Genomic DNA, 21,797 nt, shown 5'->3' on the forward strand with positions numbered 1-21,797 from the left:
AGGCACTACATCTTTTTCTGTGAAAAAAAAGACCTTGCTGCTTAACTGCAGAAGGTCGGAATTTTCGCATTCGCTTATTCGAGGAAATCCTTCAGCCGTTTGCTTCGGCTAGGATGACGCAGCTTGCGGAGCGCCTTCGCCTCAATCTGGCGAATTCTTTCCCGCGTTACGCCAAACACCTTGCCTACTTCCTCCAATGTTCTCGTTCGGCCGTCATCCAAACCGAAACGCAGGCGAAGCACGTTCTCTTCGCGTTCCGTAAGCGTATCAAGAACATCCTCCAACTGTTCCTTCAGGAGTTCGTATGCAGCTGCATCGGCAGGCGCCAACGCTTCCTGGTCTTCGATAAAATCGCCGAGATGGGAGTCGTCTTCTTCCCCGATCGGCGTTTCCAACGATACGGGCTCTTGCGCGATTTTCATGATCTCGCGCACTTTTTCGACGCTGAGCTCCATCTCTGCAGCGATCTCTTCCGGCGCCGGTTCACGCCCTAACTCCTGCAGAAGTTGACGGGATACCCGGATCAGCTTATTGATCGTTTCCACCATATGCACCGGAATCCGGATCGTTCTGGCCTGGTCCGCAATGGCGCGGGTGATTGCCTGGCGAATCCACCATGTCGCATAGGTACTGAATTTAAAGCCTTTCTTATGGTCGAATTTCTCGACCGCTTTGATCAGGCCCATATTGCCTTCCTGGATTAAATCGAGAAACAGCATACCCCGGCCTACATAACGTTTGGCGATGCTGACCACGAGACGCAAGTTGGCTTCGGCAAGCCTGCGTTTGGCTTCCTCATCCCCGTTCTCTATGCGTTTGGCCAATTCCATTTCATCATCTGCCGACAAAAGAGGTACCCGACCGATTTCTTTCAGGTACATCCGAACCGGGTCATTGATTTTAATGCCGGGAGGCAGCGTTAAGTCATCTTCAAAGCTGAACTCATCGCTCGATTCGCGCCCTTCCTCGTCATTATTGCGGTTTGTCAGCTCTTCATCGCTGTCGCCCGTAATATCGATGCCCAAATCAGCCAAATGTTCATAAAACTCGTCCATCTGTTCGGGATCCTGTTCGAAAGGGGAGAGCTTCTCCATGATTTCTTTATAGGTCAATGAAGACCTCTTCTTACCCTGCTCAATCAGACGGTCCTTGACCTGATCCAAGGTTAGTTCAGTTTCTAGTTCAGTATGCTGATCATTCGTCATTTCTGGCTCCCTCCTCCCTAGAAACATCCGAAAGTCCATTCTTATAGAGGTTGTTCAAAAAGTCGGTTACTGATCTGACTTTTTAACACGCACTTCTACTGTCTCTCTAGGGCAATAATCTCACTTGCAATTTGTGCCGCACGCAAAAAATCCCCGGCCCGTTCAGCCGATACCATCTCTTCCTTCTTGCGCTTTATTTCTGCCTGCAGCGGGACCTTCTGGATTTCCCGGATACAATCATCCAGCTCCTGGGTGCTCCATTCTGCTGGCGTATCCATCATGGCGATGGAAATAACGGTTTGCTCCAGCTTGTCGTCCTGAAGCGATGAGATGAACCGGCTGGCATCAGGCGCTTTTCCCTGCGCATAATAGGCGTATAGATAAGCAGCGATCGCTGTATGTTCACCGATGTTAAAGCTGTCCCCTAGACGATCGCCCACATACCGGGCGACTTCGTCATCCTGAAGCATAAAGGAAAGCAGCCTACGTTCCGCAACATGATAAGCGGGCAGCAGAACCGGCATGGACGCCTGCCCCTTTTTATGCCTACCATTATTCCACCTTTTGGCCGTATTATCCCCCGCCGGTATCTTTTTTTGCATAGCCTGGCGCATTTCGTTGCATTCCTGCTTCAAGCTGTCAAACGATACCTGAAGATCGGCGGACATTTCCTTCAAATAAATCTCCCGCTCCGTCGGCGACGGCAAGGGTGCAATTACTTCGAGCGCATCTTTGATGTAAGCGACCTTTCCGTCTTCCTCTAGCAGTATATGGTTTTTTTTCAGATATATAAGCTTAAATTTGACGGATGAAACAGCTCCATCTAACACCTGATGCTTGAAACGCTCGGCCCCGTGCTTCTGGATAAATTCATCCGGATCCATCCCTTCGCTAAGCAGGGCGATTTTCGCGGTAAAACCAAGACTTTCCAAAATCGGAATGCTTTTGAGAGCTGCGGCTTGTCCCGCATTATCTCCGTCATAGCAAACGATGACTTCGTCCGCAAGACCCCTCATCATCGCCGCATGGCTTTCGGTCAATGCCGTTCCCATCGTGGCAACGCCATTATGCACGCCGGCTTCCCAAGCGCTGATGACATCGCCGTATCCTTCAAACAATACGATCTGCCGTGATTTCCGGATTTCCGCCTTCGCCTGGTGAAGATTGTAGAGCGTACGGCTCTTGCTGAACAATTTGCTCTCCGGCGAGTTCAAATATTTAGGCTGTCCCTCCCCGAGCACTCTTCCGGCAAAAGCAATCACCTTGCCATTCCGGTTGTGCAACGGAAATATCACCCTGTCGCGAAAACGGTCAACATAGCCGGTACCATCCTGCTTGGAAGATAATAAGCCGCCTTTCTCCATCGTTCCCAGATCAAAGGATCGCTTCTCCAAAAATTGAACGAGCGTATCCCAACGCGCCGGCGCATAGCCGATTTGGAACGTGTCGATGGCTTTGTCGGTAAACCCTCTGGATTTAAGATAATCCATAGCCGGTTTGCCGTGTTCCGTATTTTTCAGCAGGAAATGATACAGCTTGGACGTCCATTCATGGGCTTGCAGTTGTTGCTCTAATTCCAGATTTCGCGGCGCATCTCCCTGGCCGGCCGTTCCGTAATCAAACGGGATATGGGCTTCTTCGGCCATCATTCTGACCGCCTCCGGGAAAGTCAGGCCTTCGATCTCCATTCGGAATTTAATCGCGTTTCCGCCTTTGCCGCAGCCATAACAATGAAAAATTTGACGGTCGGGCGTCACCGTGAATGAAGGGGTTTTCTCCGAATGAAACGGACAAAGCCCTTTCATATATTTGCCCTGTTTTGTCAGATGAACGTGCTTGCCGACCGTATCGACGATATCATGCTGCCGCAAGACTGCCTCGATGACTTCCTCCGGAATACTTCCTCGTCCGGTACTCATCTAAACCACCTTCATCTTTCTTAAGACACGTAAATAATAATTCGCTAAAATTGTACATTCTCCTGCATATCTTGCAAAAGTTTTAACAATACCTCAGTAAAATGTCCCCGGTCCTCATCCGTAAAAGGCCGAGGCCCCTTGAAATAGCGCCCTCCGCGCCGGGCCTTGGCATGATGATGGCGGCGTTCGAGCAAATAATCAATATTCCCCGGGTCAAATATTTCGCCCCGGGGAGACAAAGTTCTACATGATTTGGCAATCGCCAACGCCGCAAGTCCGTAATCCTGCGTGACGACGATATCGTGCTTAGCAATATGGTTGGCAATGTACAGATCGGCGCTTTGCTGACTGCGGTCAACCTGAACAATATCCACGCCTTCACTTCCGCGAAGCACATGATCGTAAGAGGAGACCATCAATACGCGGACTCCGTAGCTCCGCGCCGCTGCAACGATTTCTTCCTTGACAGGGCAGGAGTCCCCGTCAACGACAATTCGTATATCCATCAGACTCCCGCTCCCTTTCGCCGGAACTCCCGGCTGAATAAGATTAACTATACGTTACGCTCCAGCGACTGCTTCTTAGTAAGCTCGGGGCCGCTCTCTTCCCTCTGACTGCAGCCTTCAGCCTCATAAATTAACTGCAAAACTTACAGCTATTTCGGCCTTTTACCAACTGCCTCAAAATAACTGCAAAACTTACAGCTATTTCGGCCTTTTACCCTCAGTATCCCAAATTAACTGTAAAACCTACCGTTAATTTGAGCCATTATGCCAATTTCCGCCGAAAGAACAAAATTAACTGCAGGTTCTACATCAAATTTGCTTCAAACAGCCTTACCGGCTTGATTTAGCTGCAGGTATTACAGCTAATTCAAGCCAAGTCCGTATTTCGCTACTCCGTACTTTAACTTACTTTGAATCAAAGCCCGGCTTTTTGAACTACCTCTTCAAATCAGGTTCAAAAACCGGGCTTTCAGCACGGAGAAGTTGACTTCCTCTATATTATGCCCAGACTAGTTTGCTGAAATCGGCGAAGGCTTTAAGATCCCGATCGATTGCCGCCAACAAAGCAAGACGGTTCGTGCGGATTTCTTCATCCTCAGCCATGACCATAACCGCATCAAAGAAAACGGTGATGGCGTTCTTCAGTCCGCCGAGATGCTGCAATGCTTCAGCGGCATTGCGACCATCCAGCGATTTCCGGTATTCCTCGGTTACTTTGCGCCAAGTATCATAAAGACCTTGTTCGGCAGGGTCGTCCAGCAAATCGGATCTTACTTTGGCGGCCGATGCTTTGGCGGCCAAATTGCTGACCCGGCCAAAGGATTCTACCGTCGACTTGAAATCATCCTGCTCATTCACTGCAGCCATCAAAGCGGCGCCACGGGCAACCACGGAAACTACATCATCAAATCCGGCGGTCATAACGGCATCAACCACATCGTAACGAAGGCTATCGGACAGTGTCTTTCTTACGCGCAAGCCGAAGAACTCCATCAGATCCTTCATGATTTCTTCCCGGGTCCGTTTCAGTTCATGGAAATGCTGATGAGTATCCAAAGCGATGGCAAAAATATCGCTCAGTTTCACCGCCAGCCCATGCTCCAGAATAATCTGAACGATACCGGCTGCCTGACGACGAAGTCCGTACGGATCCTGCGATCCCGTCGGAATGATGCCGATGGAGAAGCATCCGGTAATAGTATCGATTTTATCGGCGATGCTCACGATAGAGCCGACGCTTGATGCAGGAGCGCTATCCCCGGAAAACCGCGGCTGATAGTGTTCGAAGATCCCCTTCGCCACCGCCTCGGATTCTCCGGCCTTGCGCGCGTAATCTTCGCCCATGACGCCCTGCAACTCAGGGAATTCATAAACCATTTGCGTAACGAGGTCGAATTTGCATATTTCCGCGGTACGGCTGACAGATTCCGCCGTTCCCGTATCAATGCCGATCAGATCGGACAGCTTTTCAGCATTCCGGCGGATCCGGCGCACTTTATCCCCGACCGTTCCCAGCTCTTCGTGGAACACAATGCTTTCCAGTTTCGAAAGCGCGTCCTTGATTGCCAGCTTCTGATCTTCCTCATAGAAAAACTTCGCGTCGGACAGACGGGCACGGAGAACCTTCTCATTCCCTCTTGCAATGACATCAAGGGAACGGTCATCCCCGTTTCGTACCGTAACGAAGAACGGCAGCAAAGCACCCTTTTCATCAAGTACCGGGAAATACCGCTGATGCTCACGCATCGAAGTAATCAGAACCTCCTGTGGAATGTTCAGGAAAGACTCTTCGAATTTGCCGAATAACACCGTCGGCGTCTCGACAAGGAACAGAACCTCTTCCAGCAGATCGTCCTTCACCGCGATATTCCAGCCTTTTTCTTCAGCCAAGGCCTTGATTTGATTCTTGATCAGCTCTTCCCGTTCGCTGACGTCGACGATCACATGTTGGGCACGCATCGCTTCAACGTATGCTGAAGGTGCGGAAATAACCGTATCTTGACCAAGAAACCGGTGGCCTCTCGTGACGTTTCCGGACTTCACACCGGCTACTTCAAGCTCGATGATTTCTTCGCCGAACAGAGCTACCATCCAGCGGATCGGACGGACGAATTTGAAATCATAGTTGCCCCAGCGCATGTTTTTCGGGAAGTTCATCGCATGCAGAATGCCGTTCAGACCATCGGCTACAATGGTTTTCGTTTCTACCCCTGCCCGGCTTTTGCTAACATAGATATATTCCGTTCCCGCAAGCTCCTTGAACGTAAATTGCTCAGGGTCAACGCCTTGACTTCGCGCAAATCCCAAAGCGGCTTTGCTCCATTCCCCGTTTTCGCCGAGAGCGATTTTGCGGGAAGGTCCTTTCACTTCCTCGTGAACATCCTCCTGCTTTTCGGCCACGTCTTTAACGAGCACGGCCAAACGACGAGGAGTTGCATAGCTCTCAACGGCTCCATGCGGAATCACGGATTCCTCGAGCCATTTTTCCAAACGATCCTTCAATTGCTCCATAGCCGCGCGGATAAAGCGGGCGGGCATTTCTTCCATTCCGATTTCAAACAACAGATCCTTAGTCACGGACAACGCCTCCTTTCTGCAGCATCGGGAATCCGAGCTTCTCACGTTCCTCCAAATAAGTGGCCGCCACCTGGCGGGCCAAATTCCGCACCCGGGTAATGTATCCTGTCCGTTCCGTCACGCTGATCGCGCCGCGGGCATCCAGCAGGTTGAAGGTGTGCGAACATTTCAGGACGTAATCGTAAGCCGGGAATACAAGATGCTGCTCCATCGCTTTGCCCGCTTCCTGTTCGTACATATTGAACAAAGTGAACAACATTTTTACGTCGGAAATTTCAAAAGTATATTTCGAATGCTCGAATTCCGCTTGATGGAAGACGTCGCCATAGGTAGTACCGTCAACCCACTCCAAATCGAACACATTTTCTTTATCCTGAATATAAGAAGCCAGACGCTCCATACCGTAGGTAATTTCCACGGCAACGGGGTTAGTTTCAATGCCGCCGACCTGCTGGAAATACGTAAATTGCGTAATCTCCATGCCGTCGAGCCAAACTTCCCAACCGAGTCCCCATGCGCCAAGTCCCGGATGCTCCCAGTTATCCTCAACAAAACGGATATCATGCTCCAACGGATTGATACCGAGACGCTTCAGGCTCTCCAAATAAATCTCTTGAATATTATCCGGAGAAGGCTTCAAAATAACCTGGAACTGGTGATGCTGATACAGCCGGTTCGGGTTTTCCCCGTAACGTCCGTCGGCCGGACGGCGGGAAGGCTCAACGTAAGCCACATTCCACGGTTCCGGTCCAATGGAACGCAAGAAGGTCATCGGATTGAGCGTACCTGCGCCTTTCTCCACGTCATATGGCTGGACCACTATACAGTTTTGTTCCGCCCAGAACTGCTGCAGTGTCAAAATCATTTGTTGAAAATTCATGAACCACAACTCCTTACGCATATTTAGGTCAGTTCAGGTTTACGCAACGGAAGACGCAAATAAGCTCCCGTCGCCTACGCCTGCTGCCAGACATAGGGACGAGAGCAAAAGTCCCGCGGTTCCACCCTACTTGATTTGCGAAGCGCCGGTCATTAACGGCCCGACACAAATCCACTTTTCACGAACAAATCCCCACACTCCCGGGGCGCCATTTCATGAGTTTTCCGGCCAGGCTTGCACTATCCCCGGCTCGCTATTCGGCCCAAGCTCATTACTTTTCCCGTTCGACGCATGAGTCTCCGATAAAAGGCATTTCAATGCCCATTTAAAGAAGAAATTCTCATCTATAATATATGATAATAGGTCGTTCGTCAAATTTCGTATTTGTCCAATTGGTCTAGAAATTGAAGGGATTTAAGCCTGAGTCCAAGCTGCATATCCATAAATGCTCTCATTACGGATTTCAGCTCTTTTTTCGTCGCATCCTTCACTTCGATATTGCCAAGCCTTCTAAGATCCATTTTCTCAAAAAGAGACAATAATTTATAGGTTCCTGGCGTCAATTGCAACGCCGCCGGATCGTGATGACGGCATGCACGACATAATTTGCCTCCAAGCCGGGGGCTGACCGCAAGAGAGTCATCGACCCGTCCGCAGGAAATACATGATTCAAACGAGGGTCCGTACCCTGCCGCCTGCAATATTTTCATCTCAAATAGATGGATAACGATCTGTGGATCTTTTCCGGCCGAAAGTCCTTCCAGGCACGCTTTCAGCTGCGTGAACCAAAAGCTTCCCACTTCCTCGTCCTGTAGCGTCTTGTCGAGCAATTCGCAAGCATAAGAAGCATAAGCAGCCAGATACAGGTCTTCACGTAAAGAAAAGTGAGATTCAATAATCTCACCTGAATTCAAAGTACCTAATCCGCTGTTTTGGCGAAAAAATGCAAATTCCCCAAAAGTAAAAAGCTGTGTAAGTGCAGCATGACGGCTTTTTACTTTTTTTGCTCCGCGTACCAGTACCCCGATTTTCCCATGGGACTCCGTGCAGAGCGTAATGATTTTGTTTCCCTCGCCGTAGTCCATGCTGCGGATGACGATTCCCTCCACCCTGTATAGCATGTCTCTTCCCCCAAGCCTGACCTCATTCTAATAAAAATACCAGCGCCGAATTATTCGGCCTGTTCTTCCGGAACAAAAATCTCCTCCGCTGCCGCGGCTTCCTCCTCGGAATTGCCGCCAGCTTCTTTGTATAACAAATAAGCGTCGACATCTCCAGTCATTGAAAAATACTTCCACGAAAAATCTCGCATTCGTATTCACCCTTTCTTCGGAAAGACGCCTGCATCTTCAAAGAATAGGATGCGCGGGTGAACACGAACTATGCGTTGCAATAACTCCCAGCATAAAGAGTTAAATAAATTATTTAAGCATCTCTGTGGAATCCGAGATCTTTTAATACGCGGTCCTGGTTACGCCAATCTTTCTTCACTTTAACCCAAAGCTCGAGGAAAATCTTGGAGCCCAGCAAATTCTCGATGTCATGTCTCGCCAATTTACCGACTTCCTTAAGCAGCGAGCCCTGCTTCCCGATAATGATCCCTTTTTGGGAATCCCGCTCCACAAATATGACAGCCGAGATATATACGACACCGTTATCCTCGACGCGCATATCTTCGATAGTTACGGCGATGGAATGAGGCACCTCTTCCCGGGTTAAGTGCAAAATTTTCTCCCGGATGAGCTCCGCGCAGACGAATTGCTCCGGATGATCGGTCACCTGGTCTTCCGGATAGTATTGCGGGCCTTCCGGCAGGTACTTGCCAATCTGTTCCAGCAATGTATTCACATTATTACCCAGCTTAGCCGAGATAGGAACGATTTCCGCAAAATCGTACAGCTTCCGGTACTCCTCGATAATCGGCAGCAATTCTTCCGGCTGTATACGATCGATTTTGTTCAGAACGAGAATGACGGGAGTGCGCAGGTCTTTCAGCCGCTCGATAATAAAACGGTCGCCTCCGCCCAATCCCTCGGCCGTATCGACGAGGAACAGAACCGCTTCCACTTCTCCGAGCGTATTTAGTGCAGTCGTATTCATATAATCTCCGAGCTTCGACTGGCGCTTATGGATACCTGGCGTATCCAGGAAAACAACCTGCATTTCCTCGGATGTATATACCCCATGAATTTTATTCCGCGTCGTTTGCGGTTTGTCGGACATGATTGCGATTTTTTGACCGATGATTTGATTCATCAAGGTCGATTTGCCGACATTCGGCCGGCCTACGATGGCCACAAAGCCGGATTTAAATTTATTTTTAGCCATGATGTTATTCCTTTCCGTACAGGAAACCTTTGTTATTTTTCGTTCAAATCGGAGGAGCTGAAATAGTAAGGAAGCAGTTCGCCAACCGTAGTCTCGCGGATATCCCCTTTGAGGTTGCCGAGAATGACCGGCATATCCGGTCCGCACAACTCAAGCATTACCTGCCGGCAGACGCCGCATGGCGAGATCGGACCTTCCGTATCGCCGACTACCGCTATAGCCTTGAAGGTACGAGGCTGCAGGCCGTCCGCGATCGCCCTGAAAATAGCCGTCCGCTCGCCGCAGTTGGTCGGTCCATAGGCCGCATTTTCAATATTGCAGCCACGGTGGACACGGCCTTCCTGATCCAGCAGGGCCGCTCCCACTCCAAAACCCGAATAAGCTATATAGGCGGCCGTCCGGGCTTTAATCGCTTCCTGAAGCAAAGCGTTATAATCGATATTCATACTCTATCATCTCCCATTCTTTTGATCACTAGCCCCCGCCGAGCCAGGTCATAACCGGGTTATAAAACAGCAAAATCCCGATTAGAACGGCAAAAGCCGCGGCGACCAGGACAGCTCCGGCTGCGGCATCCTTGGCAATTTTGGCCAGTCTGTGCCATTCCGGAGTCGCCAGATCGACTGCAGCTTCAATAGCGGTATTCAACAATTCAGCCGTTATGACCACGGAGATCACCAGGAGCAGCAGCGCCAGGTCCCTCACCGGAAGCCGGAAGAAGAGCGCGGCCAGGATCACAAGGATCGCCGCCGCTACGTGGACCCGGAGGTTTCGCTCCGTTCTCAATGAAGTTATTACCCCGCTCCAGGCACTTCGAAAGGTGGCGCTCCATTTACGCCGGGAGACCATTAGCGAACAAGCCCGACCTGGGCCAGAACGGCTTCCTGTTTCCCCATCATCACTTTTTCGCTCGCCACGTCCTGATGATCATAACCAAGCAGATGCAAAAAGCCGTGTACGAACAAAAATCCGATCTCACGGGTTAATGAATGACCGTAATCTTCCGCTTGCGCCTGAGCCCGTTCAACGGAAATAATAATATCTCCGAGCACATCGGTCATATCATCCAGTTCTTCTCCCTCTTCAAGCTCATAAACGATATCCATTTCCTCGTCCAGAGACTCGTTCATCGCAAAAGAAAGCACGTCTGTCGGACGATCGATCCCGCGATAATCCCGATTCAATTCATGAATGGCCTCATCACTGACAAATGTAAGGGCTACTTCCCCTTCCGTCACGCCTTCAACCTCACCCGCTTTTTGCAACAGCTTGTCCAGCAGCTCAATCAAATCCTCGCCGATCTCCATAATCTCCTGTTCATTGTTCCAAGCCAGACTTAGTCCCATTCACATCAAGCCCCCTATCCTTCTCGTCATTTGCTTTTGTCTTCTTGATTTGTTCCGGATACTCAATCCGGGAATGGAAAATTCCCATCACCGTTTCTTTTAATGTTTGGGCAATCAGATCAAGCTCCCGCATCGTTAAATCGCACTCATTGAACTGGTGATCGTCCAGCCGGCTTTTGATAATCTTTTCGATCATCGTTTCCACCTGCTCTACCGTCGGTTTGCGCAATGAACGAACGGCCGCCTCGACGCTATCGGCTATCCCAACCACCGCAGCTTCCTTCGACTGGGCCTTAGGACCGTGATATCGGAAATCTTTCTCCGTAAAATCCGGCTCCACGCCTTGTTCTTCGGCGAGAGCAAGCGCTTTGTGGTAGAAATAATGCAGGAACGTCGTTCCGTGATGCTGCTCCGCAATATCCCGGATCGGCTTCGGCAGCTTGTATTCCTTCTGCATTTCAACTCCGTCTCTGGCATGGGCGATAATAATCGATTTGCTCAGTTTCGGGTCGATGAAATCATGCGGATTTTCCATATTGTTTTGATTTTCAATAAAATAGCTCGGCCGTTTCGTTTTCCCGATATCGTGATAATACGATCCGACGCGGCACAGCAGCCCGTCCGCACCGATCGCTTCCGCAGCCGCCTCCGATAAATTGCCGACCATCACACTATGGTGATAAGTACCCGGCGTTTCCGTAAGCAGCTTCCGGAGAAGCGGGTGGTTCGGGTTGGACAATTCCACCAGCTTCAACGCCGACAGAATTCCGAATGTCACCTCAAAGAACGGCATCAGGCCAATGACCAAAATTGTAGTCAGCAAGCCCCCCGCAATCGCGAAGCCAATCGCATACAATGTGCTTGACTCCGTCCATCCGTTATTGTTGATCACGATCAACGTAAAGACGGCAACAGAGCCGAACAGGCAAGTCATGATACCGGCCTTCAAGAGCGTTGACCGCTGGCTCGCACGGTGAATGGCAAATATCGATGCGAATGAAATAACGAAGGCAAAAAAGCCAAACTGAAAATCGAATATTTGTCCCTGATGGACATTTAGAATCACACTGGCCAATATACTAAACAAGATCGAGCAAATATAAGCCAATGACAGATCGATCAAAAGAGTAATCAGCATGGCACCGGTCGCAATTGGCGCCAGATACCCGATATATGGCCGCTGTTCGTTTTGCACGATCCCCGTAATATGCATCGAAATGATAGTGATTAGAATAATTAGCAGCAGCATGACAAATTGAGAGTTGTTGTATTTAAACCTGCTGACTCCCTCAGATTGGCGCATAAACATAATAAGCCCGATCGTCATCAGCGACGACAGCAAAACGAGACCGAATTGCGGCCAATAATTCACCTCATCCTTAAGCAGTCCGTTCTTTTCGAGAAGCGTATACATTTCCTGGGTAATTTTCTCGCCCTTAGCTACGAGAACGTCCCCTTGCTTAATATAAACGGTAGGTGTATTTTCCCGCGCTTCAACTTTTGCGGTTTTTGTGGCTTCCTCGTCATAAAACTTGTTGGCGGTGATGGATAGACGTGCCAGCTCCTGCACGACTTCGCGCGAGATTCGCTTGCTCAGCGAGCTCGTGCTGACCATTTCCGCTACCTTGGCCCGAGCCGTCTGGGCATCGACGATCTGGTCCGTCATCAGACGCGCGACGATGTCGGCGGCTACCGGCTTCATCTCATTGATATCCTCAGCAGTCAATTTCGGAATCTTAATAAATGTTTCTTCCGAAATATGATACTGCTGTTCGTCAACCTTTTGCGTGACTTCCTGAAAAAGCGTCGAAGAATAAGACCCCGAGTTGCGGTTATTCATGATGAAATTCTGGACATGGTCCTTAACGCGCTGGGGCAGCTCTTCTTTGTAAATATTAATTTTATCCTCTGTCGCCACCTGGTCATCCTGGTTCAGCCGGAAGATCCGGTCGATCAGTTGGCCGACCAGCGCTTCGTTGCGAAGCGGAAGAATGGTATAGACTTGTCCTACCTTCTCTGCGGCCTCTTCCTGCGCCTTCAAAGTAGCCTTCGTATTCGGTATTTCCATCGGAGCCAGTATTTCTTTATCGCTGGGCATTCCTACGGCAATGTCATATGTTTCGGGCAACAGTTTGGGAGACAGACTCACATAAAGCATGGCAATTAACACAACATACAGAACGTAACGAACCGATGTGCTGTGTTTCCATCCCGCGGTTCTGGCGTGAAGCTTATTTTTCTCTTGTCGATCGTTTGAGTTTGAGGTCATAGAGACAGCCCTCCTGAAAAATTTAAAGCCCGCCGAACCCTGTTTTACGCATTACTCCGGTAAGCCGCAACGCGAATGTAATGCTTGATGAATCCCGCTAGGGAGGGTTCGGGGGCTGGATGATTAACCCTGATTTTCAGCAGCACGGTCATAAGCAACGATTATTTTCTGCACAAGTGAATGACGAACGACATCCGACTCCGTAAAATAGACGAATCCGATCTCTTCGATATTCTCCAATATCTTCCTGGCTTCGTTCAAACCCGACTTTTTCCCTTTCGGCAAATCGATCTGGGTGACATCGCCGGTGATGACCATTTTCGAACCGAAGCCTAAACGGGTCAAGAACATTTTCATCTGCTCGGGGGTCGTATTCTGGGCCTCGTCCAAAATAATGAAGGAGTCGTCCAGCGTCCGGCCGCGCATATAGGCTAGCGGAGCAATCTCGATCAGGCCTCGTTCCAGCGCTTTCGCCGTTTGGTCGGGCCCCATGACATCGTAAAGAGCGTCATACAATGGACGCAGATACGGATCTACTTTTTCCTGCAGATCGCCCGGTAGAAAGCCAAGGTTTTCGCCTGCTTCCACGGCGGGGCGTGTTAAAATGATCCGTTTGACAGCGCCTTCCTTCAAAGCGGTAATGGCCATGACTACGGCCAAATAGGTTTTACCGGTCCCGGCCGGCCCGATACCGAAGACGATGTCTCTCTTCCGGATCGTAGTGACGTAATGCTTCTGTCCGATGGTTTTGACTCTTAAGGGCTTCCCGCGGAAAGTGACGGCAATTTCGCCCTTATATAAATCAAGAAGCTGATCCGCGCGAAGCTCCTTCGCGAGATCGATGGCATATTGCACATCTCTTTCGGTAAGGATATACCCGTTGCGGATCAGCTCCAGCAGCACTTCAAACAACTGCTGAATCCGCTCAACCTCGTGCTCTTCACCTCTTACGGATATCTCCGACTCTCTGAGCACGATACTTGCTTTCAGATGCTTTTCAACCAGTTTCAGAAATACATCTTGAGGGCCGAATAGGGACAATCCTTCCGCAGCGTTTTGTAGTGTGATCTTTATATTGAATAGTTGTTCTGACAAGTAGCTCATTCTCCTTGGTCATGTACTATCGGAAGTTCTTCCGCTATATTTTGTTCCACTTCAAAAAGCACTTTCATATAAACTTTACCATTGTCTGTCTTCTCATGCAAAATTTTTTGATCCAAAATGATGCTTGTCGCCCCGTTTTTAGCCAAAATGTCTCTTTTCGCGCGTTCGATTCCGTCTTTAAGCGCCTGTTCCCGAGACAGCTTGATTTCGAGTTCCGTCGTTTCGAGCATCTTCTCGCTCATCCAGCCGATCGGGAGCTTAAAGCTTCTCCAGTTCAAAGGATCGAACTCCGTGAGGACCTGAGATCGATCGAAGTCCACTTTTCCGTATCCTGTGAGTTGAATCGCCGTCTTTCCGAAAAAAAGATAACCCCGCTCCTTCTTTTCACCGGTATATACCTTTTGTTTGCGGACGAGCGGGACTTCGATCTTATACTCGTGCCATACGTTTCCCTTCACCTCGCCCTTGGAAACTACCATCTTTCCTCCCTGTATCCCCGATACTAGAACTTGGCCCTTTTTGACACGGTCATTTTTCTTTACTTCAGGCTGGCCCTTTTCCGCATAAATATATGTAATAATCGCATCCGCCTTGCTGACCAGGTGCCGCGGGCTCGCAAGCCCTTGCTCCTTAGGCTCTGTCGCCTCCACAACCTGAATCGAAATCTTGGTTCCCGTGCGGGAAACACCGACCCATGACGTCCCAGGCAGCTTGCGGTTTAACTCCGCCGACAGCTTGTCCTGTCCGGGCAACGAGAAAATCCATTGAAACGGATAAAGACCTTCCTCGCGCGCCGCCTTTAGTACATCTTCATCCGGTATTTTCACATTACCCTTAACTTCGATATCCCACACCAGTTGGGAGAGACTGAAAATGACGGCCACGAACAGGGCAAAGCCGACCGCAAACCATTTTCTCCGCCATAGCCTTATCAAGATAAAAGGCAGGCCGGAGCGCCGCTTCACCTTTAGGCGGCAGCCCGTCCTTTTCAAAAGCGGACGCAAAGAAAAAAAGTCCGCAACCTGCAGGTTCATTTCCATTTTTCCGTCCGACAAAGGCACTAAATCCCAGATTTGAATGCCGCCCCTGGAGAGCTCATTAATGAACCGTTCGATATTTCCGCCGCGAATCACGACGGTCACGGTTCCTTGCAATTTGGAAAACATCGGTGATTTCACTAGGATCCCTCCGTTTCGCGATATTTAATACCGGAGATCCGCCCCTCTACCACAACTTCCTCCGGCATAATCTCCTTTATGACAAGCCCGCTCCCTTCAACCTCCAGCATGCCTTGGCTAAGCTCCAAATGTAGCGATTCCGGGGAAAAATGCACTACTCCCCGATGGTTCTCTATGTAAAGCTGCTTACCTCCGATCAAGGTGAGCCTGGGTAAATCGAGTACGAGATCACTCGGCAAGTCGAGCGCATCGACCGTCCATTTCCGGAATTTGCGGACAAACCGGCTCATATGAGGCAATCCTCCTTCCTCTACCTTACAAAGTATGCGGAAGGACTCCCATTTATGAGAAACAGAAAAAACACCCTCTACGAAATGTAGAGGGTGTTGCTTTCGTTTCACCTATTGCAAAAGCTGTTGAACTGCCTGATTGACCAGCTTGCCGTCTGCCCGGCCTTTGACCTTAGGCATAAGCGCGCTCATCACTTTCCCGATTTCAGCTTTGGAAGTAGCACCGGTTTCCTGGATGGTCTGCTGTACAATGACTTTAATTTCTTCTTCACTCAGCTGTTCGGGAAGGTATTTGGCAATAATCTCGGCTTCCGCTTTGACGTTGGCGGCAAGATCGTCACGACCCGCTTTTTCAAATTCTTGGAGGGCATCTTTGCGCTGTTTGATTTCACGACTTAGGATATCAAGCACTTCATTATCGTCCAAAGGTCTTTTCAAATCTATCTCAAGATTCTTTATAGTAGCACGAACCATTCGAATGGTGGAGAGTTTGAACTTGTCTTGACTCTTCATCGCTTGCTTCATATCTTCGTTCAATCGCTCGCTAAGATTCATGGTAGCATAATCCTCCTAAAACTTTCTCTTACGAGCAGCCTCAGACTTTTTCTTGCGCTTTACGCTTGGCTTTTCATAATGCTTGCGTTTCTTCACCTCAGCCAATACGCCATCTTTAGCGATAGAGCGTTTAAAGCGACGAAGTGCAGCATCAATTGTCTCGTTTTTGCGAACTTTAGTTTCAGACACCAGTTTTCCCTCCCTCCGACCAGACCGTCCAAGAGCATAACACGGTTCATCATTCTTCATTATAGGGGAAAAATAAATAGGGTGTCAACCTGAACACCCATTTTTAATATATGGAAGAATATCCGTCCCGGATCAGGCGTGCGAATCTGAATTCTGCACAAGGGCTCCGAGCCGCGTTCCGCCAAGTAAATGATAATGAATATGGTACACCGCTTGTCCGCTATCCGGACCGCAGTTGTTGATCAGCCTGTAGCCGCTGTCGGCCACACCCAGCGTTTTAGCCACTTCCTGAGCAATGCGGTGCATTTCTCCGATCAGAGCAAAATCCTCCAGTCCCGCATCATTCATCGTGGGGATATGCTTCTTCGGAATAATCAGCACATGGGTCGGAGCCGCAGGCTGAATGTCATGAAACACAAGAAACTGCTCGTCTTCATACACTTTGTTCGATGGGATCGAGCCTTCCGCAATTTTGCAAAACAAACAATTTTCCACCTGAAACCCTCCTAGATTGGCGTTAGCGTGTATCGAGTAAACTAATTTTGAATAACCTCTACCAGCTATCATACCTAAAATAGGCAAAAAAAAGAAGCACCCTGCTCACTCAGCGAGTTCGCTCGTCGCACGGACGTATTGGACCGAAACATGAAATGAAATCTCTGTCTCCAATACGTCCGGCGGGGTGCTACACAAAATTGATGTCGGCTAACTGTAGTATAACAGCAGGGTGATACTGTATCTGTGATTTTGGTCACGAAGTTTAGTTATATAAGCTGAAATTAAAATACAGGTCTACATCAGCTCCATTACTACTCTGGAGCCTTCGCCTCCGTGTTCAGCCGGAACGACGACCAGCTTGCGGGCAAGACGTGCACGAAGTTCCGCTACATGCGTAATGATCCCCACGGACAGATGATCATGATGGAGATGCTCCAGTGAAGTGATCACTGTATCCAGCAGTTCCGGATCAAGCGTTCCGAAGCCTTCGTCCAGGAAAAAGAATTGCAGCGGGTATTGTCCGCGCAGCTGGATTTGGGCCGACAATGCAAGCGCAAGAGCCAGGGAGGTCAAGAAGGTTTCGCCTCCGGACAAAGTGGAGACCGGTCGTTTGATCCCTCCATTGGCATCGTCGCAAACGACGAAGCCGCCGCCGGAGTCCGTTTCCAAGGCATACCGCTGCTTCGTCAGCGAGCGCAAACGCTGGGAAGCGGCGCGGCTGACGTTCATCAATTGTTCCTCAGCGACATATTCGACAAAAGCATTGCCACGCAGAGAGGATTGCAGTTTGGCGAGCATATCCGAGTGATGCTCCTGCTTCAATCTTTGAGCCTCCAGCTCCTTCCAGCGAAGATGCCTTTCCCCCAGATCCTCCAGGTCGCGTTCGGCTCGGGCCTTACCTTGCAGGGCGGCTTCATCCATAGTCTTCGCGAGCCCCAGCGTACGGACAGAATTCTCCCAGTCTTCCTCAGTAGCGACTCTCCCGTCCAGCTTGGCATCCAGCTCCTTAAGATTAATTTCGTGCTCGGTCTCCTGATCGCGGTGATTCTTAATCCTTGCGGCATGGATCTCCGCCTGCTCAGGGTCGATGTAAGCCTCGGACGCTTCCGTCTCATTTTGAAACGGAGAAGCGGCGAGCTCGCTTTGCCAGCGGTCCAGGCATTCGGCTTCCTGATCAGCGGCCGCCTGGGCCGCCTGGCGGGCCAAGGCGTGGGCCTGCTCCGCCTCCCGATTCAGGGCATCACTCTCCAGCTGCTGCTTGCGGCTTTCCTGAGCCGCCTGACGCAGCGCTTGCAGACGGCGCTCCGTCTCAGGCAGCAGCTTCTCCACGGAGTCCTCGCCGATCCATGACGACAAGCGTACGCGTTTTTCTTGGAGCAGCGTAACCTTCCCTTGTTCCTGTACCTCCAGTTGAAGCAGCTTCTTGTCCAGCTCAATCAGCTGCTGGCTTAACAGAGATATTTTCGCTGATTTCTCTTCGATAAACGGAATGCTTACCTCGAGCCGCTGCTTGATCTCATCGCTCTTCTTGTCTTTTTCTTCGATTTGTCTCTGCAGCATCTCCGCGGCTTCTAAGCTAAGGTCGGGATAATCTTCTGTCCATTCCGCCATTTTTTCTTTAAGCTCGTCGGAAAGGGAACGGCTCCGCCGGACGGCCTGCTCCAGCAGACCTGAGGCAGCCGCCGCTTCCGCCTGTGCGGCTGCCCGTTTCGGCTGCAATTCGGAGAGGCCTGTTCTCGCCGCCTTGATATTCCGTTGCAGTCCTTCCAATTCCAAACGCAGCCGGGCAGACTGGCTATCCAGCTCTTCCGCATGCTTGCGAAGAAGGACGAGCGTTTGAGCGACTGCGGACTTCTCTAGACCGACGCCAGCGGCAAACCCTGCCTGCTGCTGTCCGGCAGCCGCCTCAGCCGCCATGCTCAACCCTGGGGCCCTGCCGGAAACTTCCGGCTGCTCCGTACCGAGACTCTCTAGCAGGCTGCGGCAGATGTCCAGACTCCGCGAGACAGTAAATTTCAATTCTCTGATCGAGGTTAAAAGAACGCCGAATTCCTCAAGCTCGCTTTCGTTTCCATGAATCTGCTCATCGCCCGGTGGCATTCCCGGATGATGCGCGGAACCGCATACCGGGCACGGCTGGCCTTCCTCAAGCTGCTCCGCCAAACGAATCGACCAGATTTGGCGCTCCCTGTTCTTAAGCCGGGCTCTCAGTTCCGCTTCCGAAGAAGCCATAGCGTGCTCAGTGGCGGCAATCTGCCCCTCCAGCGTATGCAGCCGGGACAATTGTTCCAATGCTTCTGCAGCATATTCCCGGCATAAAGATTCCGCCGATTGCTCGCTGGCCGCCAGCTCTTTCCATGAAATCGCGGCTTGCTCCGCCTTCCCTTGAAGCGTGGTTTCCTCCAGCGCAGCCTTGGCGGCTTCTTCCTGCAGTCTCGCGATATCCTGCTTGCGGCGAGCCGCCTGCTGCGCCTGCTGACGCTCGGAAGCTTTGACTTCGCATTCCCGGAGCAGCTGCTCCAGCTCCTGCTGGCGCTGCCGGGCTTTGGCGAGGAGCTGCTCTTCCTTCTGCAGCTCCTCCGCTACGGTGCGGCGCTGGCTGCCTTCCTGCTCGCGGGAGGCTTGCAGCTCCCGCAGCCCCGTCGCCAGCGCATCGCACTCCAGCTGGAGCTGCCTTGCCTGCTCCAGCTGGTCCAGGCGCAGCAGCAGCGAGGGCTCCTCGCTGCTGAGCGCGCCGGCGGCCGCCTCCGCTTGCTCGGCGGCCCGTGAGGCCGCGGCCGCAGCCACTGCGGCCGCTTCGCCGGCGCGGCCGGCGGCGGCGCTGCGATCCGCCGCCAGCTGCCGCGCCGCTTTCCAGGCCGTGAGCGCCGGCCTGATGCTGCCTGCGGCAGCCGACTTGGCGAGCCGCGCTTCCAGGGCGCGGATCTCGCCGTCCTGCGTGCGCAGCTCCGCCAGCAGAGCCGCACGGCGGCTGCGCTCCTGGCTCAGCTCGCGCACCTTGGCGAGCTGATCGCTCCGCTGCTGCGCTTCGCCAAGCTCCCGGCGCCGCGTCTCCGCCAGCAGCACGGCTGCTTTAAGCGCAGCCTCGGCTTCGCGGAGCGCTTCCTCCGAAGCGTTGCCGAGACCCTGTTGCTCGGCAGCCAGCTCCTTCAGCTTCTGCTCCGCTTCCTTTACCTTCCGGGTCAGCTTTTGGCCGAGCAGGTCCCCATACTTCTCCAGATGGAACAGCCGCTGGAGCATCTGTCTCCGGTCAACGCCCTTTAACGACAAAAACTCGGCGAATTTCCCCTGCGGCAGCACGACGGCCCGGGTGAAATCATCCATTTTCAGCCCGATCTTGTCCTCCACCTGCCGCGTTACTTCCGCAAGCTTATCGGCGAGTACTTTTTCCCCTTCCGGAGCAATTTCGATAAAACGGCTGATCGTATTGCTCACGGAAAGCTCATTTTGCCGCTTGAAGCGGCGCTCCACCCGGTATCGTTCAGGGCCTTGAGCAGACATAAGTTCAAAAGTAAATGAAACAAACAGGGCATCCTCCGAGTGATTCATGATCCCCTGGGTTCCGCCCGAAGCACGGCCTACTTTCCCATACATCGCCAAGGTTATGGCGTCCAGCAATGTGGATTTTCCGCTGCCGGTCGGTCCGAAAATGCCGAACAAGCCGGTGTCGCACAAGCCGGTAAAATCGATCTCCTGCATTTCCCGATAGCTTTGCAGGCCCGACAATTTAAGACTTATCGGTTTCATTTATTCCGCCTCCCCGTCTCGCCGCTCTTCATCTTCGGAGACCAGCGACATAAACAAATCGACCAGTTCTTCCTCCGGCTCCGCTCCGCCGCTCTGCCGCTGATAAAATTTTCGGAACAGTTCATGTACAGGCATCTGAGCGCGGGAAGACACCAGCTCCTCGGCTTCGCGTCCGGGGTAAACCGGACGGATGTGCACGATACCCTCATGCGCTTTCCGCAGCTTCTGAATATCGCCCATTGACATCGCTTCGCCGAGATGAAGCTCCAAATCGATAAATGCGCTACGGTCCCTTCCTTCATCCAGGTACCGCCAAACTTCCTCCAACCCGCCGCGGCAGCTCCATCGGACAAGCGGCTTGCCGCTCGTCAGAAACAGCTCCTCCGTTTGGGGAATTCCGCCCGGCACCACGTCGACCTGCATCACCGATTTGGCTTGTCCCGCTTCCGAGAAGCTGTAGGCCAGCGGCGACCCGCTGTAACGGACCATTCCGCCCGCTTTAACCGCTTGCGGGCGATGCAAGTGCCCCAGCGCCGTATATTGAGCTCCAATATCCAGGGCGGAAGGATCTACGGTATAAGCGCCGCCGACTTGAATCGGCCGCTCCGAATCGCATTCCAAGCCGCCCAGCACATAAATATGACTCATTGCCAAATTAACGGTATCCGGTTGAAAGGCTCCAGAGAGCTGCCGCATTAATTTGCCGACTTTAGCGCTGTAGGCGATCCGCAATTCCGTTTCGTCTCCATCACCGGCAAGCAACTCCGCCAGCCTTGCTTCCGAAGGGTAGGGAAGAGCGGCGATCACCGCGGTTTCACCTGTACGCGGCACGTGCAATCGCACGCATTCGGACGTCGGCAGTCCAACCAGGGATATACCGCGGCGGGAAACGAGCGGAGCCACGGCAGAGACCCGCTCCGGCTGATCATGATTGCCCGAGATTACAACAAGCTGCCGCCCGTTCTCCGTAAGCCGCGCGGCCGCCTCATAGAACATGGTCTCCGCCGCAGCCGGCGGGTTGACGCTGTCGTAGACATCGCCGGCCATCAGGATGGCATCCGCCTGCTGCTCCTCCGCCATCAGGACAAGCTCCTCCAGAAACTTCTCTTGCTCCTGCAACCGGCTCCTTCCTTCCAGTGTCCGCCCCAGGTGCCAATCCCCCGTATGCAATATCCGCATTGCTCTTCCCCCATTTCTAAAACTCCG

At 51.7% G+C, this 21,797-nt stretch carries 20 protein-coding genes; all 20 read right to left on the reverse strand.

Annotation, left to right across the window (positions count from 1 at the left end; translation table 11 throughout):
* Nucleotides 1-74: 74 nt before the first annotated feature.
* Complete coding sequence (rpoD, locus tag NYE70_RS09005; protein ID WP_211019832.1) at nucleotides 75-1,205, reverse strand: RNA polymerase sigma factor RpoD; 1,131 nt, start codon at nucleotides 1,203-1,205, stop codon at nucleotides 75-77.
* A 95-nt stretch (nucleotides 1,206-1,300) separates the two neighbouring features.
* The gene (dnaG, locus tag NYE70_RS09010; RefSeq protein ID WP_211019833.1) at nucleotides 1,301-3,124 is read right to left on the reverse strand and encodes a DNA primase; all 1,824 of its coding nucleotides are present in this window, start codon (nucleotides 3,122-3,124) and stop codon (nucleotides 1,301-1,303) included.
* Nucleotides 3,125-3,168: 44 nt separating this feature from the next.
* Nucleotides 3,169-3,630: a YaiI/YqxD family protein gene (locus tag NYE70_RS09015; protein ID WP_211019834.1), complete on the reverse strand. Its 462-nt coding sequence runs from the start codon at nucleotides 3,628-3,630 to the stop codon at nucleotides 3,169-3,171.
* 498 nt (nucleotides 3,631-4,128) lie between these two features.
* On the reverse strand, nucleotides 4,129-6,207 hold the full coding sequence (glyS, locus tag NYE70_RS09020) for a glycine--tRNA ligase subunit beta (protein WP_290407721.1): 2,079 nt from the start codon (nucleotides 6,205-6,207) through the stop codon (nucleotides 4,129-4,131).
* A complete protein-coding gene (glyQ, locus tag NYE70_RS09025) occupies nucleotides 6,200-7,087 on the reverse strand; it encodes a glycine--tRNA ligase subunit alpha (RefSeq protein WP_211019836.1) in 888 nt (295 codons plus the stop codon). Before glyQ ends, glyS begins: the two co-directional genes overlap by 8 nt.
* A gap of 371 nt (nucleotides 7,088-7,458) precedes the next feature.
* Complete coding sequence (gene recO / locus NYE70_RS09030; RefSeq protein WP_213653823.1) at nucleotides 7,459-8,208, reverse strand: DNA repair protein RecO; 750 nt, start codon at nucleotides 8,206-8,208, stop codon at nucleotides 7,459-7,461.
* Nucleotides 8,209-8,258: 50 nt separating this feature from the next.
* Nucleotides 8,259-8,399 (reverse strand): YqzL family protein, encoded by a 141-nt coding sequence (locus tag NYE70_RS09035; protein ID WP_211019838.1) that lies wholly within the window; start codon nucleotides 8,397-8,399, stop codon nucleotides 8,259-8,261.
* A gap of 113 nt (nucleotides 8,400-8,512) precedes the next feature.
* The gene (gene era, locus NYE70_RS09040; RefSeq protein ID WP_211019839.1) at nucleotides 8,513-9,415 is read right to left on the reverse strand and encodes a GTPase Era; all 903 of its coding nucleotides are present in this window, start codon (nucleotides 9,413-9,415) and stop codon (nucleotides 8,513-8,515) included.
* A gap of 32 nt (nucleotides 9,416-9,447) precedes the next feature.
* Nucleotides 9,448-9,861 carry a cytidine deaminase gene (locus tag NYE70_RS09045; protein WP_445323760.1) on the reverse strand — a complete coding sequence of 138 codons (414 nt, stop codon included), beginning with the start codon at nucleotides 9,859-9,861 and terminating at the stop codon, nucleotides 9,448-9,450.
* 28 nt (nucleotides 9,862-9,889) lie between these two features.
* Entirely contained in the window at nucleotides 9,890-10,264 is a 375-nt protein-coding gene (locus NYE70_RS09050) for a diacylglycerol kinase family protein (protein ID WP_211019840.1), read from the reverse strand.
* Nucleotides 10,264-10,761: an rRNA maturation RNase YbeY gene (gene ybeY, locus NYE70_RS09055; protein ID WP_211019841.1), complete on the reverse strand. Its 498-nt coding sequence runs from the start codon at nucleotides 10,759-10,761 to the stop codon at nucleotides 10,264-10,266. Before ybeY ends, NYE70_RS09050 begins: the two co-directional genes overlap by 1 nt.
* Nucleotides 10,733-13,030 (reverse strand): HD family phosphohydrolase, encoded by a 2,298-nt coding sequence (locus NYE70_RS09060; protein WP_290407722.1) that lies wholly within the window; start codon nucleotides 13,028-13,030, stop codon nucleotides 10,733-10,735. Before NYE70_RS09060 ends, ybeY begins: the two co-directional genes overlap by 29 nt.
* A 123-nt stretch (nucleotides 13,031-13,153) precedes the next feature.
* Nucleotides 13,154-14,125 (reverse strand): PhoH family protein, encoded by a 972-nt coding sequence (locus NYE70_RS09065; RefSeq protein WP_211019843.1) that lies wholly within the window; start codon nucleotides 14,123-14,125, stop codon nucleotides 13,154-13,156.
* A gap of 5 nt (nucleotides 14,126-14,130) precedes the next feature.
* On the reverse strand, nucleotides 14,131-15,312 hold the full coding sequence (gene yqfD, locus NYE70_RS09070) for a sporulation protein YqfD (RefSeq protein ID WP_290407723.1): 1,182 nt from the start codon (nucleotides 15,310-15,312) through the stop codon (nucleotides 14,131-14,133).
* The gene (yqfC, locus tag NYE70_RS09075; RefSeq protein WP_211019845.1) at nucleotides 15,312-15,602 is read right to left on the reverse strand and encodes a sporulation protein YqfC; all 291 of its coding nucleotides are present in this window, start codon (nucleotides 15,600-15,602) and stop codon (nucleotides 15,312-15,314) included. The genes yqfD and yqfC overlap by 1 nt, the downstream gene beginning before the upstream one ends.
* A 111-nt stretch (nucleotides 15,603-15,713) precedes the next feature.
* Nucleotides 15,714-16,157, reverse strand: coding sequence for a GatB/YqeY domain-containing protein (locus tag NYE70_RS09080; protein ID WP_211019846.1), 444 nt, complete (start codon nucleotides 16,155-16,157; stop codon nucleotides 15,714-15,716).
* A gap of 15 nt (nucleotides 16,158-16,172) precedes the next feature.
* On the reverse strand, nucleotides 16,173-16,346 hold the full coding sequence (gene rpsU, locus NYE70_RS09085) for a 30S ribosomal protein S21 (protein ID WP_005547957.1): 174 nt from the start codon (nucleotides 16,344-16,346) through the stop codon (nucleotides 16,173-16,175).
* A 132-nt stretch (nucleotides 16,347-16,478) separates the two neighbouring features.
* Nucleotides 16,479-16,841 (reverse strand): histidine triad nucleotide-binding protein, encoded by a 363-nt coding sequence (locus tag NYE70_RS09090; protein WP_341045721.1) that lies wholly within the window; start codon nucleotides 16,839-16,841, stop codon nucleotides 16,479-16,481.
* 297 nt (nucleotides 16,842-17,138) lie between these two features.
* Nucleotides 17,139-20,591, reverse strand: a complete 3,453-nt coding sequence (locus NYE70_RS09095; protein WP_341045722.1) for an AAA family ATPase — start codon at nucleotides 20,589-20,591, stop codon at nucleotides 17,139-17,141.
* Nucleotides 20,592-21,770 carry an exonuclease SbcCD subunit D gene (locus NYE70_RS09100; RefSeq protein WP_211019849.1) on the reverse strand — a complete coding sequence of 393 codons (1,179 nt, stop codon included), beginning with the start codon at nucleotides 21,768-21,770 and terminating at the stop codon, nucleotides 20,592-20,594.
* Nucleotides 21,771-21,797 lie beyond the last annotated feature (27 nt).

Source organism: Paenibacillus sp. FSL R5-0407 (genome assembly GCF_038009185.1).
Taxonomy (GTDB): domain Bacteria; phylum Bacillota; class Bacilli; order Paenibacillales; family Paenibacillaceae; genus Fontibacillus; species Fontibacillus vini.